Raw genomic sequence first — 17,084 nt, 5'->3', positions numbered from 1 at the left:
CAGGCGGCGGCGTGCGCTACTACACCCCGATCGGCCCGGTGCGCGTCGACGTCGCCATGCCGCTCAATCGGCCGCCGCGCGGCGACACGTGGGAACTCTATATCGGCCTGGGGGAGACCTTCTGATGGTGCCGCCGCCCCAAATGCCCCGCCGGTCACGACACTGGACGCGGGTCGCCGCCTGGGTAGCCGGGCTGATCGTGGGAATTCCCGCCGCACTGGCCGCAATCGCGCTGGCCGTGATCCTGCTTCTCGCCAATACCGGCTGGGGTCGGCATCTCATCGAACGCCAGACCGCCGCCCTGACCGCGGGCAGCGTCACTCTCGAGGGGATTTCGGGCCGCTTCCCCGATGCGCTGCGCGTTCGCCATATTGCCCTGAACGACCCGAAAGGAACATGGCTCGCGATCGACGGGCTGATGCTGGACTGGCGGCCGACCTATTTACTGGCGCGGCAGGTGCGTGTCGATCGTATTGCCATGGATCACTTGGCAATCCCCCGCCTGCCACAAGCCGCGACGACCGGCCCGTCATCTTCTGCCGGCCAGAATATCGGTCCGGATCTCGGAATTGACATCCGGACCATCCATGTCAGCCGGATCGATGCCGGGGCCGATCTCGCCGGCACTGCGGCTGCCTTCGTACTGGACGGGCAGGCTCGGCTGGCCCATCTGGCAGCGATAATAAAGGGTGCCGACGTCGCGACCCTGCCCGACGCGACGATCGACCTCGCCCTGGCGCGATTGGACCATGACGGTAAGCTGAACCTGCATACCGCCATTCTCCCCGGGCGACTGAGTTTACATCTGGCGGCGCAGGAAGGAGCAGGCGGCTTCGCCACAGCGGCCGGTCTTTCGCCGCTGGACCCGCTGCGCCTGACATTGGACATGGATGGGCCGCGCGATGCCAATCATCTGGCATTTGCTCTGAATTCCGGAAATATATCATCCAATATCGATGGAATATTGGATATTATTCATCAAAAAGCTCAGATATCGATGACAGCCCATGCGCCACGAATGGTGGTGCGGGATGGTATCGGCTGGCAGTCGGTCGCCTTGGACGCGCATCTTTCGGGCGATGTGCGTCATCCGGTTGGCCAGGGCCAATTGACCATCGATCAGCCATTGGCGGCGGGCGTCGGCGCCAATCATATCGCCGTCAGGTTCGATGGGCATGAAGCCTCCGGCAACCAGGCAGGCCTCGTCCGCCTTCATGCGATCATCGATGGGCTGTCGGTGCCAGGGCCACGCCCGACCTTATTAGCGTCGGCCCCTCTCATGTTCGACGTGGTGCTGCACCCGGACGCAGCGGGTGCGCCACTGGACGTCACGCTTGCGCACCCGTTGCTGCACTTGGCCGGCCAAGTCATGACCGCACGTCCGGCCCACGGTATAATCGATCTTACAGTGCCGCAGTTGGCTCCGTTCGCGGCGGCTGGATCGGCTAATGTGGCAGGACATGCTGCCTTGCACGGTACGTTCGTTTTGCCGTCCCGACCGGACGGCGAAATGACCATCGGCCTGGATGGCACAATTGGTATCACCGGCGGCATGGCACAGGCTGTCGGCCTGATCGGTCCGGACGGCAAGGTCTCGGCACGCATCGCCATTCGGCAACCGCATGGAGCAACAGGGGGCGTCATGCGGATCGACAGCCTTACCCTGGACGGACAAGCGGCGCATTTCTCTATGGCGGGTACCCGGACGGATGGTGTCTCAGGCGCCGCAAGGGCTGGGTCGCAAATCCTGAATGCCACGATGCATCTGGCAATCGACGATCTGCGGCGTCTCCTGCCATCTCTGCGCGGCCAGGCGGCACTCAATCTCGCCGTGACCGGCCCGATGACAGATTTTGCGGCGACTGGGCGTCTTGACGGCCAGGTGGGGGGTACCGACATGCCGATTGGCCCTCTGATGGCTGATATTGTTGCCCATCATCTGCCAACGGCGCCGCAAGGCACCATCATGGTCCAGGGCAGCCTGGACAGAGCGCCGCTTTCTCTCGCCGCGGATATGGCACAGGACGCCCAGGGCAACCGTACGCTCCATCTAACCCATCTTGATTGGAAAAGCGCGACCGGAAAGGCCAATTTTATCTTCAGTCCCGGCAAGCCGATCCCACTGGGCACTCTGGACCTGCAAATGACGCGCCTGGCTGACCTGTCGCGCGTGGTCGGTCAGGACCTCTCCGGATCCTTCAAAGCGTCGTTTCACACCATCGACCCAGAGGGGACAGCCCCGCCCAGCGTGGCGGTGCGCCTTGACGGCACAATGGCCAGTGCCCGAGCCAGCGTGCGCAAATTCACGCTGGCCGGCACCATCAAGGATCCTCAGGGTCTGCCACGAAGCGATCTGTCGGCCAGGCTGGACGGCCTGACGACGCAGGCAGCCAGCGGAAACGCGGCCATCACGGTCCGGGGACCGCAGGACGCCCTGGCGATCAGCGCTACGGCCAGTCTGCAGAACTTCCTGGGGGAGCCGGCCAGCATGATGGCCGACGCCGTGCTGGACGTGCCGAAGCAATCGGTCGCCCTGCGTGTGTTTCGCGCCAACGCAAAAGGGGAAAATATCCGCCTGCTTGCCCCGGCACGCGTCGCTTTCGGCAACGCGACTGGCGTCGATCGCCTGCGTATCACCTTGGCGCCGGATGGCGTCGCACCGGCGCAGATCGACATTGCCGGCTCCGTTCGTCCTGCACTTGCACTTACTGCCACGATCAACGATCTGACCCCAGCCATCGCCCGGCCCTTTGTACCGTCCCTCAAAGCCGACGGCACATTTTCTGTTCGCGCCGCGTTACGCGGTACGCTGGCCAGCCCGCAGGGAACAATGACCCTGATAGGGCGCGGCCTGAAATATGAGTCTGATCTCAGTGGCGGCATTCCGCCCGCCAATCTGGATGCGTCGGCGCAACTCTCCGGTAGTCGGGCGCAACTCGACCTTACCCTGCGTGCCGGCACGATGGCGGATCTGGCCATACGCGGCGTAGTCCCGACGAATACCGCTGGCACTATGGCGCTCCAGACCACTGGTCGCATCAACCTGGCGGCCGCGAATGGCTATCTCGGGGCGCAAGGGCGACAACTCGAAGGTATGATGCAGTTGGCCATATCGCTGGCCGGCTCGCCCACCTCGCCTCGGGCCTCGGGCACCATGACCTTGTCCGGCGGACAAGTGCATGATTTCGCTCAGGGTGTGCAGTTGTCGAATATCCGAGGCACGATTACCGCACACGACGATCGTATGGTGCTCGACAATCTGACGGCACAGGCCGGTCCCGGGACGATCACGGTCGCCGGCAGCCTCGGGGCGTTTCAGCCCGGGTTACCTGTCGATCTGCATATCGTAGCCGATCACGCGCGGCCGCTGGCCAGTGATCTGGTGACGGCGGAAATCAATACCGACCTGACCGTGCGCGGCCAGCTTTCTTCCCGTGTCGATGTCGCGGGTAGCATTGTTATCCCCCATGCCGATATCACCATTCCTAACGCATTGCCGCCATCGATCGCGACTTTGAACGTCATACGCCCCGGCCAGAATCCAAAGTTTCAGCAGAACGCGGGCACCGGCCTGATGATCGGACTTGATATCACCGCCTCGTCGCCAGGCCAGATGTTCGTCCGCGGCCACGGTCTGGATGCTGAAATGAATGGGCGCCTCCATGTCGGTGGGACTGCCAATTCCCCGGTCGTCAGTGGCGGCTTCAATATGCGACGCGGCAGTTTCAATCTGGCTGGCATCTCGCTGGATTTCGCCAAGGGACGCGTGGCCTTCAACGGCGTCGGCGTTACCCAGGCCATTGATCCCAGCCTGGATTTCGAGGCCGACCGGGCAACCAATTCCGGGACTGCCAGGTTGTTGGTCGGGGGATATGCCAGCGCTCCCAAGATTTCCTTCGCGTCCACGCCGCCGCTACCGCAAGATCAGATCATGGCGATGCTGCTGTTCGGCACCGATGCCCAGTCCCTCTCTCCGACCCAGATGGCGCAAATCGCAGGAGCGGTCGCCACCCTGACCGGAGGCTCCGCTTTCGATCCGCTGAGCAAGGTGCGCAACACGCTGGGGTTGGATCGGCTGCAACTCGCAGGCGCGTCAGGGGTTGGCAACGGCACCGGAACAGCGGTCGAGGCCGGAAAATACGTCGTGCGCGGGGTCTATGTCGGTGCGAAGCAGGCCACATCCGGTTCGGGTACCCAAGCTCAGGTGCAGGTGGACCTGACGCGGAAGTTGAAGTTGAACACGACCGTCGGTACCGGCGGCAACGTCACCGGCTTCACAACACCGGAAAACGACCCGGGCAGCAGCATCGGGTTGTCTTATCAATTTCGGTATTAGTTTGCCGCCGGCTTGCCGACCCGTGAGGTCGGGTCGTCTCTGGGTGGGTTCGAGCCCGTGTTTTGGATATAGCCTGAGTCAGGTGGCCACTTGGGTTGCCATGTCGCCCAGGATCGCGGATACGCGTTCCACGACATCGGACCAAACGCGCGGCCGAGTCTGCCGCACGATGCGCAGCGTGGGATACCATGGGCTGTCCTCACGCTTGGACAGCCATCGCCAGCAATTGTCGTAGCGATCCATCATGATGACCGGCCGTCCAATCGCGCCCGCCAGATGGACCACAGCGGTATCAACCGACACGACCGCGTCCAGCGAAGCGATTAGCGCCGCGGTATCATGCATATCCCGGACCGCATCCATCGGGTCATACAGGCGCATCCCCTCCGGCATGTCAGTCATCTCGCGCGCAGACGGGCCCGCCTGCAGGCTGACTAGATTGATGCCCGGCACCCGTCCCAGCGGTGCCAGGGTATCCAGTCTGACGGACCGCTTCCGATCGACGATCTGTGCCTCCGCGATGTCGGGTCGCTGTGCGCCGGCCCAGACCAGTCCTATATTCAGCCGGCCATTGGTTGGTAGATAAGACCGCCAATGCCGGATGCGGTTCGGGTCCGCGGTCAGATAGGGGGCGAGATCCCCCATCGGTGTCTCGGTTGCCGCAAATACCCGGGGCAGACTGATGAATGGGCAATGCCAGTCATGCGGCGGTATCGGCTGCGTATTGCAGATCACATGATGCACGCCGGGAATGCGCCGTACCAGCCCGGCCAGTGTCTCGGGCACCGATATGATCAATTGTGCTCCACGTCGTGCCAACGGCGGCAGGTAGCGCAGATACATCAGCGTATCGCCCAGACCCTGTTCGTGCGTCACCAGGATCCGTTTGCCCCGCAGGTTCAGATCCGGCGTCAGCGACCTCATGAGCGTCGCGGCTCGAGGGGCGCTCCGTCCAGGCAGGCGAAAACGCCATTCATGTTCGTGCCAGCCTGGCGCGTACTGACCGTCTTTCAACAGCGCGATCGAATGATTCAGCCTTACACGGGCGTCGTGCGGATTCAACGCAATTGCCTGGCGATAATGCGCCAGTGCCAGATCGGCAGCATTCTCCGTCGACAGCAGCGCGCCCCGGTTGGCGAGGGTGCGTGCATCATTCGGATATTCCGCCAGAATGGCGCGGAAAATGGCGTCGGCTTCGGCCAGTCGTCCCTGCTCCGACAGGCACGCCGCCATCAGGTTTCGTGCCGTGATATTGTCCGGGCGCAGCGCGACGGCTTTCTGCAGCCAGGCTGCGGCATCATCAAGCCGTCCCAACTGGATCAGCAGTTCACCCAGCGCCTCTAGGGCCCGACCATCGTGAGGCGTGCGCCGCACGACCTCCCGCAAGACCGGCTCGGCGTCTGCGCGACGTTTGCAGGCCGCTAGCATTTCGATCAGTTCATACGCTGGGTGAACAGCCTGCGGGTGGCGGTCGGCCAGAACGCAGAACAAGTTGGCCGCAGCGACGGGTTCATGGCTGCCTGCCAGGGCGTAGGCCATCAGCAGGTCCGCCCTCTCGTCACACCGCTCCGCCAATCTCTCCAGCAGGCTACGTGCCTCAGCAAATCGTCCGGCCCTGATGAGTTCCAGTGCCTGACGCAGGACAGCATTTGGCGTGGCGGGTAGCGTGTGGGAAAGGGTCATCAGGTTAAGAAATCCGGGTTGTCGGCCCCGTGTAGCATGGTGCGGATCCGCCTCAGGATTGCGGAGACTTCGAAAGGCTTCTCGACATAGCTATCGCGCTTGTCCCCGCCCGTCGATTCCCCATCGCGTGGCCAGGCGCCGGTCACGTAGAGCACCGGCAAATCCGGCCATTTCCTGCGGGCCGCAGCCGCAACGCCCACCCCATTGAGCATGCCCGGGATCTGTATATCGGTCACCAGGATCGATAATCGGGGGTACGCCTCAATGACCGCCAATGCTTCCGTCGCATCGTCAGCCTCGACTATCGTGAAGCCACCTCGTTCACGAAGATATGCTGCGAGGGTCGCGCGAATCAGGAAATCGTCCTCGACAAGCAGAATAGGGGCTATATCCATCGGATCGTGCCTCCGCCTCTGGCTGGGCAGAAGGAACGCGCAAAAACCATCATGTCTCCAACGTCGCATGTGGCCGCGGGTTCTGATCGCGGCGGGTGGAACCTTCCAGCCATGATGCGATAGATTGTGCGTCATGACACGTACGATGACAGGACCGATGGCATGATCGACCCGTTCACATGGCTCGCCGGCTGGATCCAGGAGAATTGGCTGATCCCTATTCTCTACCATTTCGGTTGGATGGAATGGGAAGATACGTCCTTCCTCTGGGCCATGTTCGCGATTTACGGCGTGTTGCAAGTGATCCTGAACTTGGTGATCTGCGTGCCCCTCGAACGCATCTGGCCGCTGCATAGATGGGAAAACCGCGACAATGTAACAATGGATATTGTCTATACCGTCATTGCGCGGATCGGTCTGTTTCCGCTGGTCACGTTCTTCGGATTTTATGAAATCCAGACCTGGTTGAATGGATTTCTGACTGATCACGGTTATATTCCACCCACTTTGGAATCGTTGTTTCCCTCCTTGATGGACTGGCCGGTCGCCACGTTCTTCCTCTACGCGGTGATCCTCGATTTCGCCGATTACTGGCGACATCGTCTGTCGCATGTCTTTGCCTGGTGGTACGGGTTGCATGCTCTGCACCATGCCCAGACGCACATGACCTTCTGGTCCGACGATCGCAATCACCTCCTTGATGACGTCATCTCTTATGCTTGGGCAATTGCGGTTGGGCTGCTGATAGGGGTGCCTCCACTACAATTCCCCTTGCTGATCCTCTTGTTGCGCTTGGTCGAAAGCCTGTCGCATGCCAATACCCGGGTTGGGTTCGGCTGGTTGGGCGAAAGGTTGCTGATATCGCCGCAATTTCATCGCGTACATCATGGCACACGCTCGGCAGGCCGAGATTCATGCAATTACGGGGCGGTCTTCCCCTGGTGGGACATGATGCTGGGCACCGCCAATTTCTCTCGCCATGTAGTCGAAACCGGCGACCCGAAGGCCGAAGCGGCCCTGGTCAATGGGGGGTGGCTGGCACAGCAGTGGGGCGGGTTGCGCCTGTCCTGGCGCCTGGCTACGCGGCGCTGGCGGCGTGGCACCTCGGCCTCCACCGAATCGTCCGGGTCTGCTGCACGCTGATCATGCGCACGATGGCCGATCGGATCCGCTATACGCTCCTGTACGAAATATTGGGGCTCGCGCTTGTCGTTCCGGGCGGCCGACTGCTGCTGGGAATCACCATGTTCGACATGGGCATGATCGGCCTTGGTTCCACGATTGTGGCCGTAAGCTGGAACTGTCTCTTCAGTTGGCTGTTCGATCACACAATGCTGCGAATAAAGGGAACGGCACGAAAAAGCCTGGCTGACCGCGTTATTCATGCCGTGCTCTACCAGGTCGGATTAATCGCCCTCCTGGTCCCGCCGATCGCGTTCTGTCTGGGGCGGGGACTACCGGCCGCCTTCCTGGCCAATATCGGTCTCACCCTATTCTACCTGGCTTATAATTTTATGTTCACCTGGGTTTACGACGTGCTCTTTCCGCCACCGGCTGCCATGATCGAACAGACATAAAAAAACTCCGGCGGGTAACCGCCGGAGCTTCGTGTCGTCGTACTGGTCGTCCTCGGAACGATCAGGCCGACTTCATTGCCGACGTCAGGGCCTCCAGCACTGCGGCCGGCTCCTTGCCTTCCAGCACCGCGACTTCGGCTACGAAACGCTCCTGCGCCGCTTCGAACAGCTTGCGCTCGCTGAAGCTCCCATCCAGGCTGTCGACATTCCGACGCAGGTCGCGCAGCACCTCGGCGATCTGCACAAGGTCGCCGGAATTGATCTTTTCCTGATAGGCCACGGCACGGCGTGCCCACATGCCACGGCTGACATGCGGTTTGCCCTTAATGATGGCCATAGCCTTGTCAACGATCTCGCGCGAAACGATTTTGCGCAATCCCGCCTTACGAGCTTTCGCCAGTGGAATGCGCAAGGTCATCTGATTGCCGGGAAATGAAATCTGGATCATTTCCAGCTTGGTACCCGCGATCTCGTCAACACCGATCCTGTCCACGCGTCCAACACCATGGGCAGCATAGACGATCGCGTCGCCTTCACGGAACGGATCTTCGTCCTTGACCTTGGTCTTGGCCTGCGCGGCAGTTGCGGCGGCGGCGGTACGGGCCATTGCATCGGTCACGCCGCCTTTGGGGGTCGTTCTGAACATGCTCATGCGGTTCCGTATACCACATTTTTCATATTCTGTCTTGATGCGCGAAAATCTCAGCCTTGAACGCCACGCACCGGTGGAATCGGGCCGCCCACCGGCTGCCCATCCGGCTGCAACAGGTCGATCTCGATCGTGCGCGCCATCGTCAGCATCGGCAGCGCATGTGGCGACCGTACGAACGGATTCTGCAGATCGTTTCCGATCTTGTCCAGCGCCACGAACAGCAACCCCACCAGAGATGATCCCAGCGGCGTGATCCAACCCAATGTCTGCACCATGGACAACGGCAGCACGACGCAGAACACGTTGGTAACCAGCCGCGGGATCAGAGAAAATTGGATGGCCAATGGCGTATTGCGAATCCGCTCCAGCCCACCCTGGGCGTTTGCCAGGTCGGATAATATCCGGTCTATCTGCCCGTGTACCGCCCCATCGATGCTCTGCCGGGCGACTTCCTCATTCACCGCCAGGCCGATCTGATACAGGATGGCGTTCGGCTGGTTCGTCCAGCCGCTGATTGCCTGGCGCATGGCGCGCGGCAATAGCCGCCCGACATCTTCCGAGCTGTCCAGCTGCCCCAGCGCGCCGCGCAATGCATAAGGGTAGGCTGCCATCGCCCGGGCCAGATCCGGACGGCCGCCCAGCAGCGTGCCGGCCTGCCTGCCGAAAGACCGGCAATTATTGGTAACCGCGCCCCATAACGTCCGCGCCTCCCACCAACGATTATAGGCGGCCGTGTTCCGCACGCTCAGGAACAGGACAAGCGCCGACCCGATCAATGAGATCGGCAGGGTAGGCTGCTCCATCCAATCCTGATGAAAGACCTGGAACATGACGACCACGAACACGTCCCATGCGGCCAGAACGGCCAGTGACAGCAGGCTTTCCCGCATCAGAATGAACAGGCCGATCCTTCGGTCCACTATCATCGCGGTTCATTGCCTCCTCTGCACGGATTGATGACGCGCGACCCGATCGACGCGTCACGACACCGTGGCTCGCATGACGGCGCAGGAAAGACAATGGCCTGACGAACCGGATGAATTTTGTGATGATCCCGACATCTTCTGTCGTGGGATGGAAACCGCTCCGGCGGAGATTGAACTCACTCGCCCCCGGATCCTTGATGGGTAAAGATTTATCGATGGAACAGATCAGGAAAGCGTCGGCCGTGGACGTGGCGGGCAGTCCACGCGATGCAGGGCAGGGAGTTGATGCCCGACGGCACACAGAGCGATGTGCCTATAATCGTGGACTGGTGTATGGATGGCCGGGTTAATATTGACGACCTTGTCACTCCCTAGCTGCCGCCGGAGCGGATCAATGAGAGCTGCGATCTTGACGAGGCGGGGCGAGAGCATCCGCACTGTGGCCGAGTTCTGAGTCCGTGACGGTCAGCATCCGGTCCGAACGTCGCTGCTGTGACGGCACGATCGGCTCCTACAGCCACCTCTCGCAGGTTGCCTTGTTCCCGCCCGATTGTGCATGTGGAGAAGCGCACACACCGATCGCCCATGTCCTTGCCCGGATGATCCGGCGCGCCACCAGGGTGCTGGTGGGGGGATTACTCATCCTGGGGCTGGCCGGCTGTGCCCGAACACCCACACCGGAGGGCAGCGAGGGTATTGCCCTACACCCTGCCATGCACGGCGATTTCGGACATTATACGTTGGCCCTGACGTGGCAGCCGGGCTTCTGCGCCCGTGGCGCCGGATGCCTGGCGGACCAACCCCATAAGCCATTGATCGGCCTGCATGGCCTCTGGGCCTCGCGCCCGCAGGATCTTGTGGATGCGGACGTTCCCCCGCAGCGCTGGTGGGCGGTCGGCTGCGACATTTATGGCGGCCAGGATCATTATGTGCCTGTTCGCATCAGTGATACGACCCGACGGGCATTGGCACAGACAGTCGCACATCTGCGCGATGACCTGGTGGCGCACGAATATCGCAAGCATGTGCAATGCTTTGGAATGCCGGCTGAAAATTTCTTTCACACGGCGTTGGTCATGCGGACTCGGCTCGCGGATACGTCATTTGGTGTTTATCTCCGCGCTCAGGCCGGCCAGACTGTAACACATGCCGCGCTTCTGGGCGTCTTCCGTGACAGCTTTCACGTCGATATCGATCGGGCCTTGCAGTTGCAGTGTCAAACCGACCCCAATGGGGTGATTGTCCTGACTCAGCTATGGTTCACGATCCGCCGTCAAAATCTGACGGATTTTCCCCGGCCGGAATCCTTCATGCGTTCTCCGCAGTTACAGGATAATTGCCCGGCACGTTTCCAAATCCCCGCTTGGGCTCCCGAAGGCTGACATGCCTTTATTCGCCAATGAGATGTAGCACGATCTCGCGCCGGTGGGGATGGCGCCGGTGCTCAAACAAATAGAGCCCCTGCCACGTTCCCAGCACCAGCCGTCCATCGGCCACCGGGATCGAAAGCTGGGTTTGTGTCAACATGGTGCGCAAATGGGCCGGCATGTCGTCGGGCCCTTCATCGTCGTGGATATAGCGCCCAGGCGATTCCGGGACCAGCGCCTCGAAATACCGCTTGATGTCCTCCAGAACCGTCGGATCTGCATTCTCCTGCACCGTCAGCGACGCAGACGTGTGCCGGCACCAGATCGTCAGCAGGCCGTTTTCCATGCTGGTATCCGCGACCCACTGGCGGACCGCCTGGGTGAACATCACCAGACCCTTGCCGTGCGTGGCGATGCTCAGACGATGCAGAGCCTGGCGCATGGGCAGCTCCTATTTTACGAAACCGACAATATGTTCGGCTTCGCTGACGATCGGTTCGGCAATGGCATTGGCCCGCGCCGCACCGTCGCGCAGAACGGACAGAAGGTAATCCGGGGCATCCAGCAGGCGTTTCGTCTCGACGCCGATCGAACAGACCGTCTCGACCAGAATCTCGGTCAGCGCGGCCTTGAACGGGCCAAAACCCTCCCCGCCATGACGTGCCAGCACATCAGTCACACTCATGTCGGCCAGGGTGGCATAGATTTCAACCAGGTTCCGGGCCTCCGGACGAGTGTGCAAGCCTTCGATCTCGGTCGGCAGCGGTTCGGAATCCGTCTTGGCCCGGCGGATCTTCAACGCGATCGCGTCCGCGTCGTCCGTCATGTCGATCCGACTCTGCGCCGAGGGATCGGATTTGGACATTTTTTTGGTGCCGTCGCGCAGGCTCATGACCCGGGCCGCTCCGGGGGGAATGATGGCCTCGATCTCGGGAAAGAAATCCGTCCCATAATCATGGTTGAATTTCTGTGCGATATCATTGGCCAGTTCCAGATGCTGGCGCTGGTCGTCACCGACCGGAACACGTGTGGCCTTATAGGCCAGAATATCGGCAGCCATCAGGTTGGGATAGACATACAGGCCCGCAGAATGGTTTTCGCGGTCCTTCCCCGCCTTGTCCTTGAACTGCGTCATCCGATTCAGCCAGCCCAGTCGGGAGACACAGTTGAAAATCCAGGCCAGCCGGGCATGCGCGGACACGGCCGATTGATTGAACAGGATATGGGCTTTCGGATCGATCCCCGAGGCCAGCAGCACAGCCGTCTGGCCCAGAGTCTGCTGCCGCAGCGCCACCGGATCCTGCCACACCGTAATTGCATGCAGGTCCACAAGGCAAAAAATGCACTCGTGATCGCGCTGCAGCGCGATCCAGTTGCGGATTGCACCCAGATAATTGCCAAGATGCGGAATTCCGCTCGGCTGAATGCCGGAAAAAATGCGTTGCATGAGCGTTCTTTTCAGGCGTTCGCCCCCATCAGGTCAAGCACACATCATATCGGAGCCGCTTGCGGCGGGGGATGAGGTCGATTCAATGACCGCCGCGCCGACGATCGAGAACACGGGCACGATATGATTATGCCCGCCGGCAACGCTCACAGGTCGAGAGACAGGAAGGAAATGTCTTCCCGCTGCCGACAGATATCAGGCCGCACCACCCCTGGAGAGATTGTACGGCGCGATTGGTCCAGTTGGCCAGTCGGACATGGCTCGCATTATCCCTGCTGCCCCCCCTTGGAGACGCCCAGCAACTGAATCCTGAAAACCAGCGGACTATCGGCAGGGATGATACCCATCGACCGATGTCCATACCCCAGTTCCGGCGGGACATAGAGCATCCAGGTGTCGCCGACATGCATCATCGGCAACGCTTCCATCCAGCCTTTGATCACCCCGTCCAGCGGCATTTGCATATAGGCGCCGTGGCCGTGCTGGTCCGAGCTATCGAAAATACCCCCGTCTGGCAGCCTGCCTTCATAGATGACCATCATCATGTCGCCGACGGCAGGGCTTTCCCCATCCTTCGGGCCCGATTCCAGTACTTTATAGGCCAGTCCGTCCGGCAGCGTCTTCACGCCGGGTTCCGCCCGGACCTTCGCCATGAACTGCGCAGGCGTCAGTTCGGGTTCATCTTCTTTGGCTGCGCCGCCACAGCCGGTCAGAGGAAGCAGCAGCGCCGACGCGAGAACGGCGGGAATGAAGCGGGACAGACGTTTCATAACACCTCGGTCACGAGTGCTGAAAAGATCGAAGGTCACTATCCTACCTCCGGAATTCGCAGCGAATCCCGGAGGGTGAAAGGTGATTAAAGCGTTGTTTTATATGGCTTTCTGCAAGTTTGAAACGAGTTTGAAATCTGAACGATCTCAGAGTCGGGCCGCGCTGGGGCGCGTGCTGGCGGGCTTACAGCGCGCCGCCGCGCCGCCCGATTTGTGCTCCCAGCCGCAGCCGCAGTGCATTCAGCTTGATGAAACCCTGGGCATCGGCCTGATTATAGGCGCCTTCATCATCCTCGAACGTCACCACCCGGGTATCGTACAAGCTATTGGGGCTTTCACGACCGACGCAGATCACATTGCCCTTGTACAGCTTCAGGCGGACCCGGCCGGTCACCGAATGTTGGCTTTCATCGATCAGGGCTTGCAGCATCCGCCGTTCGGGTGAGAACCAGAATCCATTATAGATCAATTCGGCATACCGGGGCATCAGGCTGTCTTTCAGATGTCCGGCTTCGCGATCCAGCGTGATGCTTTCCATGTTGCGGTGGGCGACCAGCAGAATGGTACCGCCCGGTGTTTCATAGACCCCCCGCGATTTCATGCCGACAAAGCGGTTCTCCACCAGGTCCAGTCGCCCGATCCCGTTCGTCTTGCCCAATTCGTTCAGGCGCGTCAGCAGGCTGGCGGGCGACATGGTGACACCGTTCAACGCCACCGGGTCGCCCGAGACGAAATCGATCGCGATTTCGGTTGCGACATCCGGTGCGGCTTCAGGCGAGATCGTCCTCTGGAACACAATTTCATCCGGTGCCACCGCGGGATCTTCCAGGATTTTCCCTTCCGACGACGAGTGCAGCAAATTGGCGTCGACCGAGAATGGAGCCTCGCCGCGCTTGTCCCTGGAGATGGGGATCTGGTGCTGCTCCGCAAAGGCCAGAAGCTTGGTGCGTGACGTCAGGTCCCACTCGCGCCAGGGCGCGATCACCGTCACGTCGGGCTTCAGCGCATAATAGCTCAGTTCGAAACGTACCTGGTCGTTGCCCTTTCCTGTGGCGCCATGGGCCACGGCGTCGGCACCGACCGCCTCGGCGATTTCGATCTGGCGCTGCGCGATCAGCGGTCGGGCGATCGAAGTGCCCAGCAGGTATTGGCCTTCATACAGCGTATTGGCGCGAAACATCGGAAAGACGAAATCCTTCACGAAGGTCTCGCGTAGATCCTCGACGAAGATCTCTTTCACGCCAAACATCTCGGCCTTCTTGCGGGCAGGCTCCAGTTCCTCGCCCTGGCCCAGGTCCGCCGTAAAGGTCACGACCTCACACCCATAAGTGGTCTGCAACCAGCGGAGGATCACGGACGTATCGAGCCCGCCGGAATAGGCGAGAACGACCTTCTTGACGTCCTTTGCGGCCATAGGGGAAACGCTCCTGTCGTCTAGGCTTGTGTATGATGCGGCGCGACCCACATCCCATCTTGGCGTCCTAGCATCGGATGACGAGCTGTGCCAGCACGCATGCTGGAATTCCGGGTCCTGACCGCCGCCGCCGCATGTGGGCTCCCTCAGGCGATCTGGCTGCGTCGTTCACGTTGGCTTTCTGTCCGCAACTGGCCGCATGCCGCTAGAATGTCGCGACCGCGTGGCATCCGGATGGGGGAGGCAAAACCCGCATCCATCACGATCTGGGCGAATTTCGCCAGTTGTTCACGTGTCGAGGGTTTGTACACGCTGCCAGGCCATGGATTGAACGGGATCAGGTTGACTTTCGCAGGAATGTCGGCAATCAGCCGCACCAATTCGCGGGCGTCGGCTTCGCTGTCGTTGATGCCGCGCAGCATGATATATTCGAATGTAATCCGCCGTGCGTTGCTCGCCGCCGGATAGCGGCGGCAGGCGGCGAGCAGTTCCTCGATCGGATATTTGCGGTTCAGTGGCACGATCTCGTCACGCAGATCATTGCGCACGGCATGCAGCGAGATCGCCAGATTGATCCCCAGCTCGGCGCCGCACTGGTCCATCATCGGTACCACGCCTGAGGTCGACAACGTGATACGCCGGCGCGACAGCGCAATTCCCTCGCCATCCATGATGATCTTCATGGCCTTGGCGACGTTTCCATAATTATACAGAGGCTCGCCCATGCCCATCAGCACGATGGTCGACAGCAAGCGCGGCGTCTCGCCCTTCGGACTGGGCCACTCGCCATAGCTGTCGCGCGCTGCCATGAACTGTCCGACAATCTCCGCGGCACCCAGGTTGCGGACCAGGCGCTGTGTCCCCGTGTGGCAGAAGGTGCAGGACAGGGTGCAGCCGACTTGCGATGAAATGCAGACCGCGCCGCGATCCTCGCGCCGGTCAGGAATATAGACTGTCTCGGCTTCCTGACCATCGCGAAAGCGGAACAGGAATTTGCGAGTTTCATCGGTCGAGGTCTGCACGGTCGTGGCCTCCGGCCGGCCTATGACGAACCTTTCGGCCAGCTTGGCCTGCAGCGGCCGGGCGATCGAACTCATCCGCTCGAAATCTGTCACCCCCTGGTGATAGATCCAGTGCCAGAGTTGCTTGGTGCGGAATGGCTTCTCACCGATCTCGGCCAGGGCCTGGCCCATTTCCTCGCGCGACAGTCCGACCAGGTCGCGCCGCCCATCCAGCAACCGGCCGGTCGGCGGCGCGAACAGTGCCGATTTCGCCAGAATCCGCCTGCGCTCGATATCCGTAAGTGACGCGGCCAAGCCGGTTTCGGCAGCGGGCTCGGTCATCGGGGCGGTAACGGCGGTCATGGCCTGGCTATCATCCGGTTGGCGTGCCGACGTCACTGCCGGCAGGTTCTGTGCAGAAACCGAGCTCCCTACCACATTTCCACGACAAAAGGGGAACTTTAGCTTCGTCGTGGAATCGAAGGGACCAGAGGGATCAGGAGGGGCGCTCAGTCGTATCCCGGCGCGCAGCGATCAGGAATTCCCGATTACCTTCCGGTCCGGTAATCGGGCTGGGCTCGATCCCCAGTACCGTCCAGCCGGGCAGGGCGGACCACCATTGTCGGATGGTTGCGCACACAGCCTCATGTACAGCGGGATCTCGGACCACGCCCTTGGCCCCGACCGCCTCGCGTCCGGCCTCGAATTGGGGTTTGATCAATGCCACCGCCCACGCACCTGGCCGGCAGAGAGCTAATCCGGCCGGCAGGACGGTCCGTAAGCCGATGAAGCTGGCATCACAGACCAAGGCATCGATCGGATCTGGAACGATCGACTGGTCCACCGCCCGGGCATTGCATTTTTCCAGCACGACCACGCGCGGATCGCTGCGCAGCTTCCAGGCCAACTGTCCGTGCCCGACATCGACCGCATAGACACGCGCGGCTCCATGCGTCAGCAATACGTCGGTAAAGCCGCCGGTTGAGGCACCGATATCCAGGCAGATCGCTCCCTTCGCGGGCAGACTGAAATGTGCCAGCGCATGGGCCAACTTGATCCCACCACGTGATACCCAGGGAAAGTCCTGTCCTTTCAGCAGCAGTGGCGCGTCCTCGGGTAGCTGGTCGCCGGCCTTGGCCACCCGCCGGTCGCCGGAAAACACGACACCGGCGAGAATCAGCGCCTGCGCCCGATTACGGGTTTCCACCAATCCTCGATCGACCAGCATCTGGTCCACCCGCCGCTTGGCCATGCCGATCGACCCGTCTTTGCCGATCAGGCCGTCTGCTGCGACGTCGCAACGCCCAGGGCGTTTCGCGCGCATGCGGCGATGGCCTGTGCGTCGAGACCTGCCTCGCGATATTGGGCGTCCTGAGTGTTGTGGTCGATGAAGCGGTCCGGGAGCGTCATGGGCCGGACGCGGACGGTGTCGAGCAGTCCGTTGCGGGCCAGATGGTGCATGACGAAGGCGCCGAATCCGCCCTCGGCGCCGTCCTCGACGGTCAGCAGCACGGCA

The 17,084-nt window shown here is 61.3% G+C and carries 16 protein-coding genes; 5 read left to right on the top strand and 11 right to left on the bottom strand.

Annotation, left to right across the window (positions count from 1 at the left end; all coding sequences use genetic code 11):
• The coding region (locus HUK84_RS03650) for a BamA/TamA family outer membrane protein (RefSeq protein WP_176639028.1) at window positions 1–125 on the top strand (125 nt) is incomplete at its 5' end.
• Entirely contained in the window at window positions 125–4,336 is a 4,212-nt protein-coding gene (locus HUK84_RS03645; protein ID WP_176639027.1) for a translocation/assembly module TamB domain-containing protein, read from the top strand. The genes HUK84_RS03650 and HUK84_RS03645, both read left to right, overlap by 1 nt.
• 78 nt (window positions 4,337–4,414) lie before the next feature.
• On the opposite strand, the gene HUK84_RS03640 is transcribed toward HUK84_RS03645, so the two are convergent.
• Window positions 4,415–5,875, bottom strand: coding sequence for a tetratricopeptide repeat-containing glycosyltransferase family protein (locus tag HUK84_RS03640; RefSeq protein ID WP_317135227.1), 1,461 nt, complete (start codon window positions 5,873–5,875; stop codon window positions 4,415–4,417).
• A 143-nt stretch (window positions 5,876–6,018) separates the two neighbouring features.
• Complete coding sequence (locus tag HUK84_RS03635; protein ID WP_246285350.1) at window positions 6,019–6,414, bottom strand: response regulator; 396 nt, start codon at window positions 6,412–6,414, stop codon at window positions 6,019–6,021.
• 162 nt (window positions 6,415–6,576) lie between these two features.
• On the opposite strand from HUK84_RS03635, the gene HUK84_RS03630 reads away from it, so the two are divergent.
• Together HUK84_RS03630 and HUK84_RS03625 are read left to right on the top strand one after the other, a co-directional pair.
• Entirely contained in the window at window positions 6,577–7,557 is a 981-nt protein-coding gene (locus HUK84_RS03630; protein ID WP_176639026.1) for a sterol desaturase family protein, read from the top strand.
• A 2-nt stretch (window positions 7,558–7,559) separates the two neighbouring features.
• Window positions 7,560–7,991, top strand: coding sequence for a PACE efflux transporter (locus HUK84_RS03625; protein ID WP_176639025.1), 432 nt, complete (start codon window positions 7,560–7,562; stop codon window positions 7,989–7,991).
• Window positions 7,992–8,052: 61 nt separating this feature from the next.
• On the opposite strand, the gene HUK84_RS03620 is transcribed toward HUK84_RS03625, so the two are convergent.
• Both HUK84_RS03620 and HUK84_RS03615 read right to left on the bottom strand, forming a co-directional pair.
• The gene (locus tag HUK84_RS03620) at window positions 8,053–8,643 is read right to left on the bottom strand and encodes a CarD family transcriptional regulator (protein WP_176639024.1); all 591 of its coding nucleotides are present in this window, start codon (window positions 8,641–8,643) and stop codon (window positions 8,053–8,055) included.
• A gap of 50 nt (window positions 8,644–8,693) precedes the next feature.
• On the bottom strand, window positions 8,694–9,569 hold the full coding sequence (locus HUK84_RS03615) for a bestrophin family protein (protein WP_176639023.1): 876 nt from the start codon (window positions 9,567–9,569) through the stop codon (window positions 8,694–8,696).
• Between the two features lie 458 nt (window positions 9,570–10,027).
• On the opposite strand from HUK84_RS03615, the gene HUK84_RS03610 reads away from it, so the two are divergent.
• Complete coding sequence (locus tag HUK84_RS03610) at window positions 10,028–10,951, top strand: ribonuclease T2 family protein (protein ID WP_317135226.1); 924 nt, start codon at window positions 10,028–10,030, stop codon at window positions 10,949–10,951.
• A 7-nt stretch (window positions 10,952–10,958) separates the two neighbouring features.
• Here the strand turns inward: HUK84_RS03610 and HUK84_RS03605 are convergent, their stop codons facing one another.
• The 7 genes from HUK84_RS03605 to HUK84_RS03575 form a co-directional block, all read right to left on the bottom strand.
• Window positions 10,959–11,378 carry a secondary thiamine-phosphate synthase enzyme YjbQ gene (locus tag HUK84_RS03605; protein ID WP_176639022.1) on the bottom strand — a complete coding sequence of 140 codons (420 nt, stop codon included), beginning with the start codon at window positions 11,376–11,378 and terminating at the stop codon, window positions 10,959–10,961.
• 9 nt (window positions 11,379–11,387) lie between these two features.
• Window positions 11,388–12,383 (bottom strand): tryptophan--tRNA ligase, encoded by a 996-nt coding sequence (gene trpS / locus HUK84_RS03600; RefSeq protein ID WP_176639021.1) that lies wholly within the window; start codon window positions 12,381–12,383, stop codon window positions 11,388–11,390.
• A gap of 266 nt (window positions 12,384–12,649) precedes the next feature.
• A complete protein-coding gene (locus HUK84_RS03595) occupies window positions 12,650–13,153 on the bottom strand; it encodes an FKBP-type peptidyl-prolyl cis-trans isomerase (protein ID WP_176639031.1) in 504 nt (167 codons plus the stop codon).
• Window positions 13,154–13,337: 184 nt separating this feature from the next.
• A complete protein-coding gene (locus HUK84_RS03590) occupies window positions 13,338–14,567 on the bottom strand; it encodes an argininosuccinate synthase (RefSeq protein ID WP_176639030.1) in 1,230 nt (409 codons plus the stop codon).
• 146 nt (window positions 14,568–14,713) lie between these two features.
• Window positions 14,714–15,910: a 23S rRNA (adenine(2503)-C(2))-methyltransferase RlmN gene (gene rlmN, locus HUK84_RS03585; protein WP_246285352.1), complete on the bottom strand. Its 1,197-nt coding sequence runs from the start codon at window positions 15,908–15,910 to the stop codon at window positions 14,714–14,716.
• A gap of 154 nt (window positions 15,911–16,064) precedes the next feature.
• The gene (locus HUK84_RS03580; protein WP_176639029.1) at window positions 16,065–16,820 is read right to left on the bottom strand and encodes a TlyA family RNA methyltransferase; all 756 of its coding nucleotides are present in this window, start codon (window positions 16,818–16,820) and stop codon (window positions 16,065–16,067) included.
• 23 nt (window positions 16,821–16,843) lie between these two features.
• Window positions 16,844–17,084: transketolase C-terminal domain-containing protein (locus HUK84_RS03575; protein ID WP_281362727.1), on the bottom strand; the 241-nt coding region annotated here is incomplete at its 5' end.

Source organism: Nguyenibacter vanlangensis, from assembly GCF_013376155.1.
Classification (GTDB): Bacteria; Pseudomonadota; Alphaproteobacteria; order Acetobacterales; family Acetobacteraceae; genus Gluconacetobacter; species Gluconacetobacter vanlangensis.
The sequence above is the reverse complement of the archived record's forward strand: the minus strand, read 5'-3'. Positions and strand labels throughout refer to the sequence as shown.

Bases quoted from the DNA above. Each gene is read 5' to 3' on its own strand.
- HUK84_RS03595 (WP_176639031.1), bottom strand. From the start codon at position 13,153: ATGAAACGTCTGTCCCGCTTCATTCCCGCCGTTCTCGCGTCGGCGCTG.
- HUK84_RS03615 (WP_176639023.1), bottom strand. From the start codon at position 9,569: ATGATAGTGGACCGAAGGATCGGCCTGTTCATTCTGATGCGGGAAAGC.
- HUK84_RS03580 (WP_176639029.1), bottom strand. From the start codon at position 16,820: ATGGCCAAGCGGCGGGTGGACCAGATGCTGGTCGATCGAGGATTGGTG.
- HUK84_RS03620 (WP_176639024.1), bottom strand. From the start codon at position 8,643: ATGAGCATGTTCAGAACGACCCCCAAAGGCGGCGTGACCGATGCAATG.
- HUK84_RS03640 (WP_317135227.1), bottom strand. From the start codon at position 5,875: ATGGCCTACGCCCTGGCAGGCAGCCATGAACCCGTCGCTGCGGCCAAC.
- HUK84_RS03625 (WP_176639025.1), top strand. From the start codon at position 7,560: ATGCGCACGATGGCCGATCGGATCCGCTATACGCTCCTGTACGAAATA.
- HUK84_RS03630 (WP_176639026.1), top strand. From the start codon at position 6,577: ATGATCGACCCGTTCACATGGCTCGCCGGCTGGATCCAGGAGAATTGG.
- trpS (WP_176639021.1), bottom strand. From the start codon at position 12,383: ATGCAACGCATTTTTTCCGGCATTCAGCCGAGCGGAATTCCGCATCTT.
- HUK84_RS03645 (WP_176639027.1), top strand. From the start codon at position 125: ATGGTGCCGCCGCCCCAAATGCCCCGCCGGTCACGACACTGGACGCGG.
- HUK84_RS03590 (WP_176639030.1), bottom strand. From the start codon at position 14,567: ATGGCCGCAAAGGACGTCAAGAAGGTCGTTCTCGCCTATTCCGGCGGG.
- rlmN (WP_246285352.1), bottom strand. From the start codon at position 15,910: ATGACCGAGCCCGCTGCCGAAACCGGCTTGGCCGCGTCACTTACGGAT.
- HUK84_RS03635 (WP_246285350.1), bottom strand. From the start codon at position 6,414: ATGGATATAGCCCCTATTCTGCTTGTCGAGGACGATTTCCTGATTCGC.
- HUK84_RS03605 (WP_176639022.1), bottom strand. From the start codon at position 11,378: ATGCGCCAGGCTCTGCATCGTCTGAGCATCGCCACGCACGGCAAGGGT.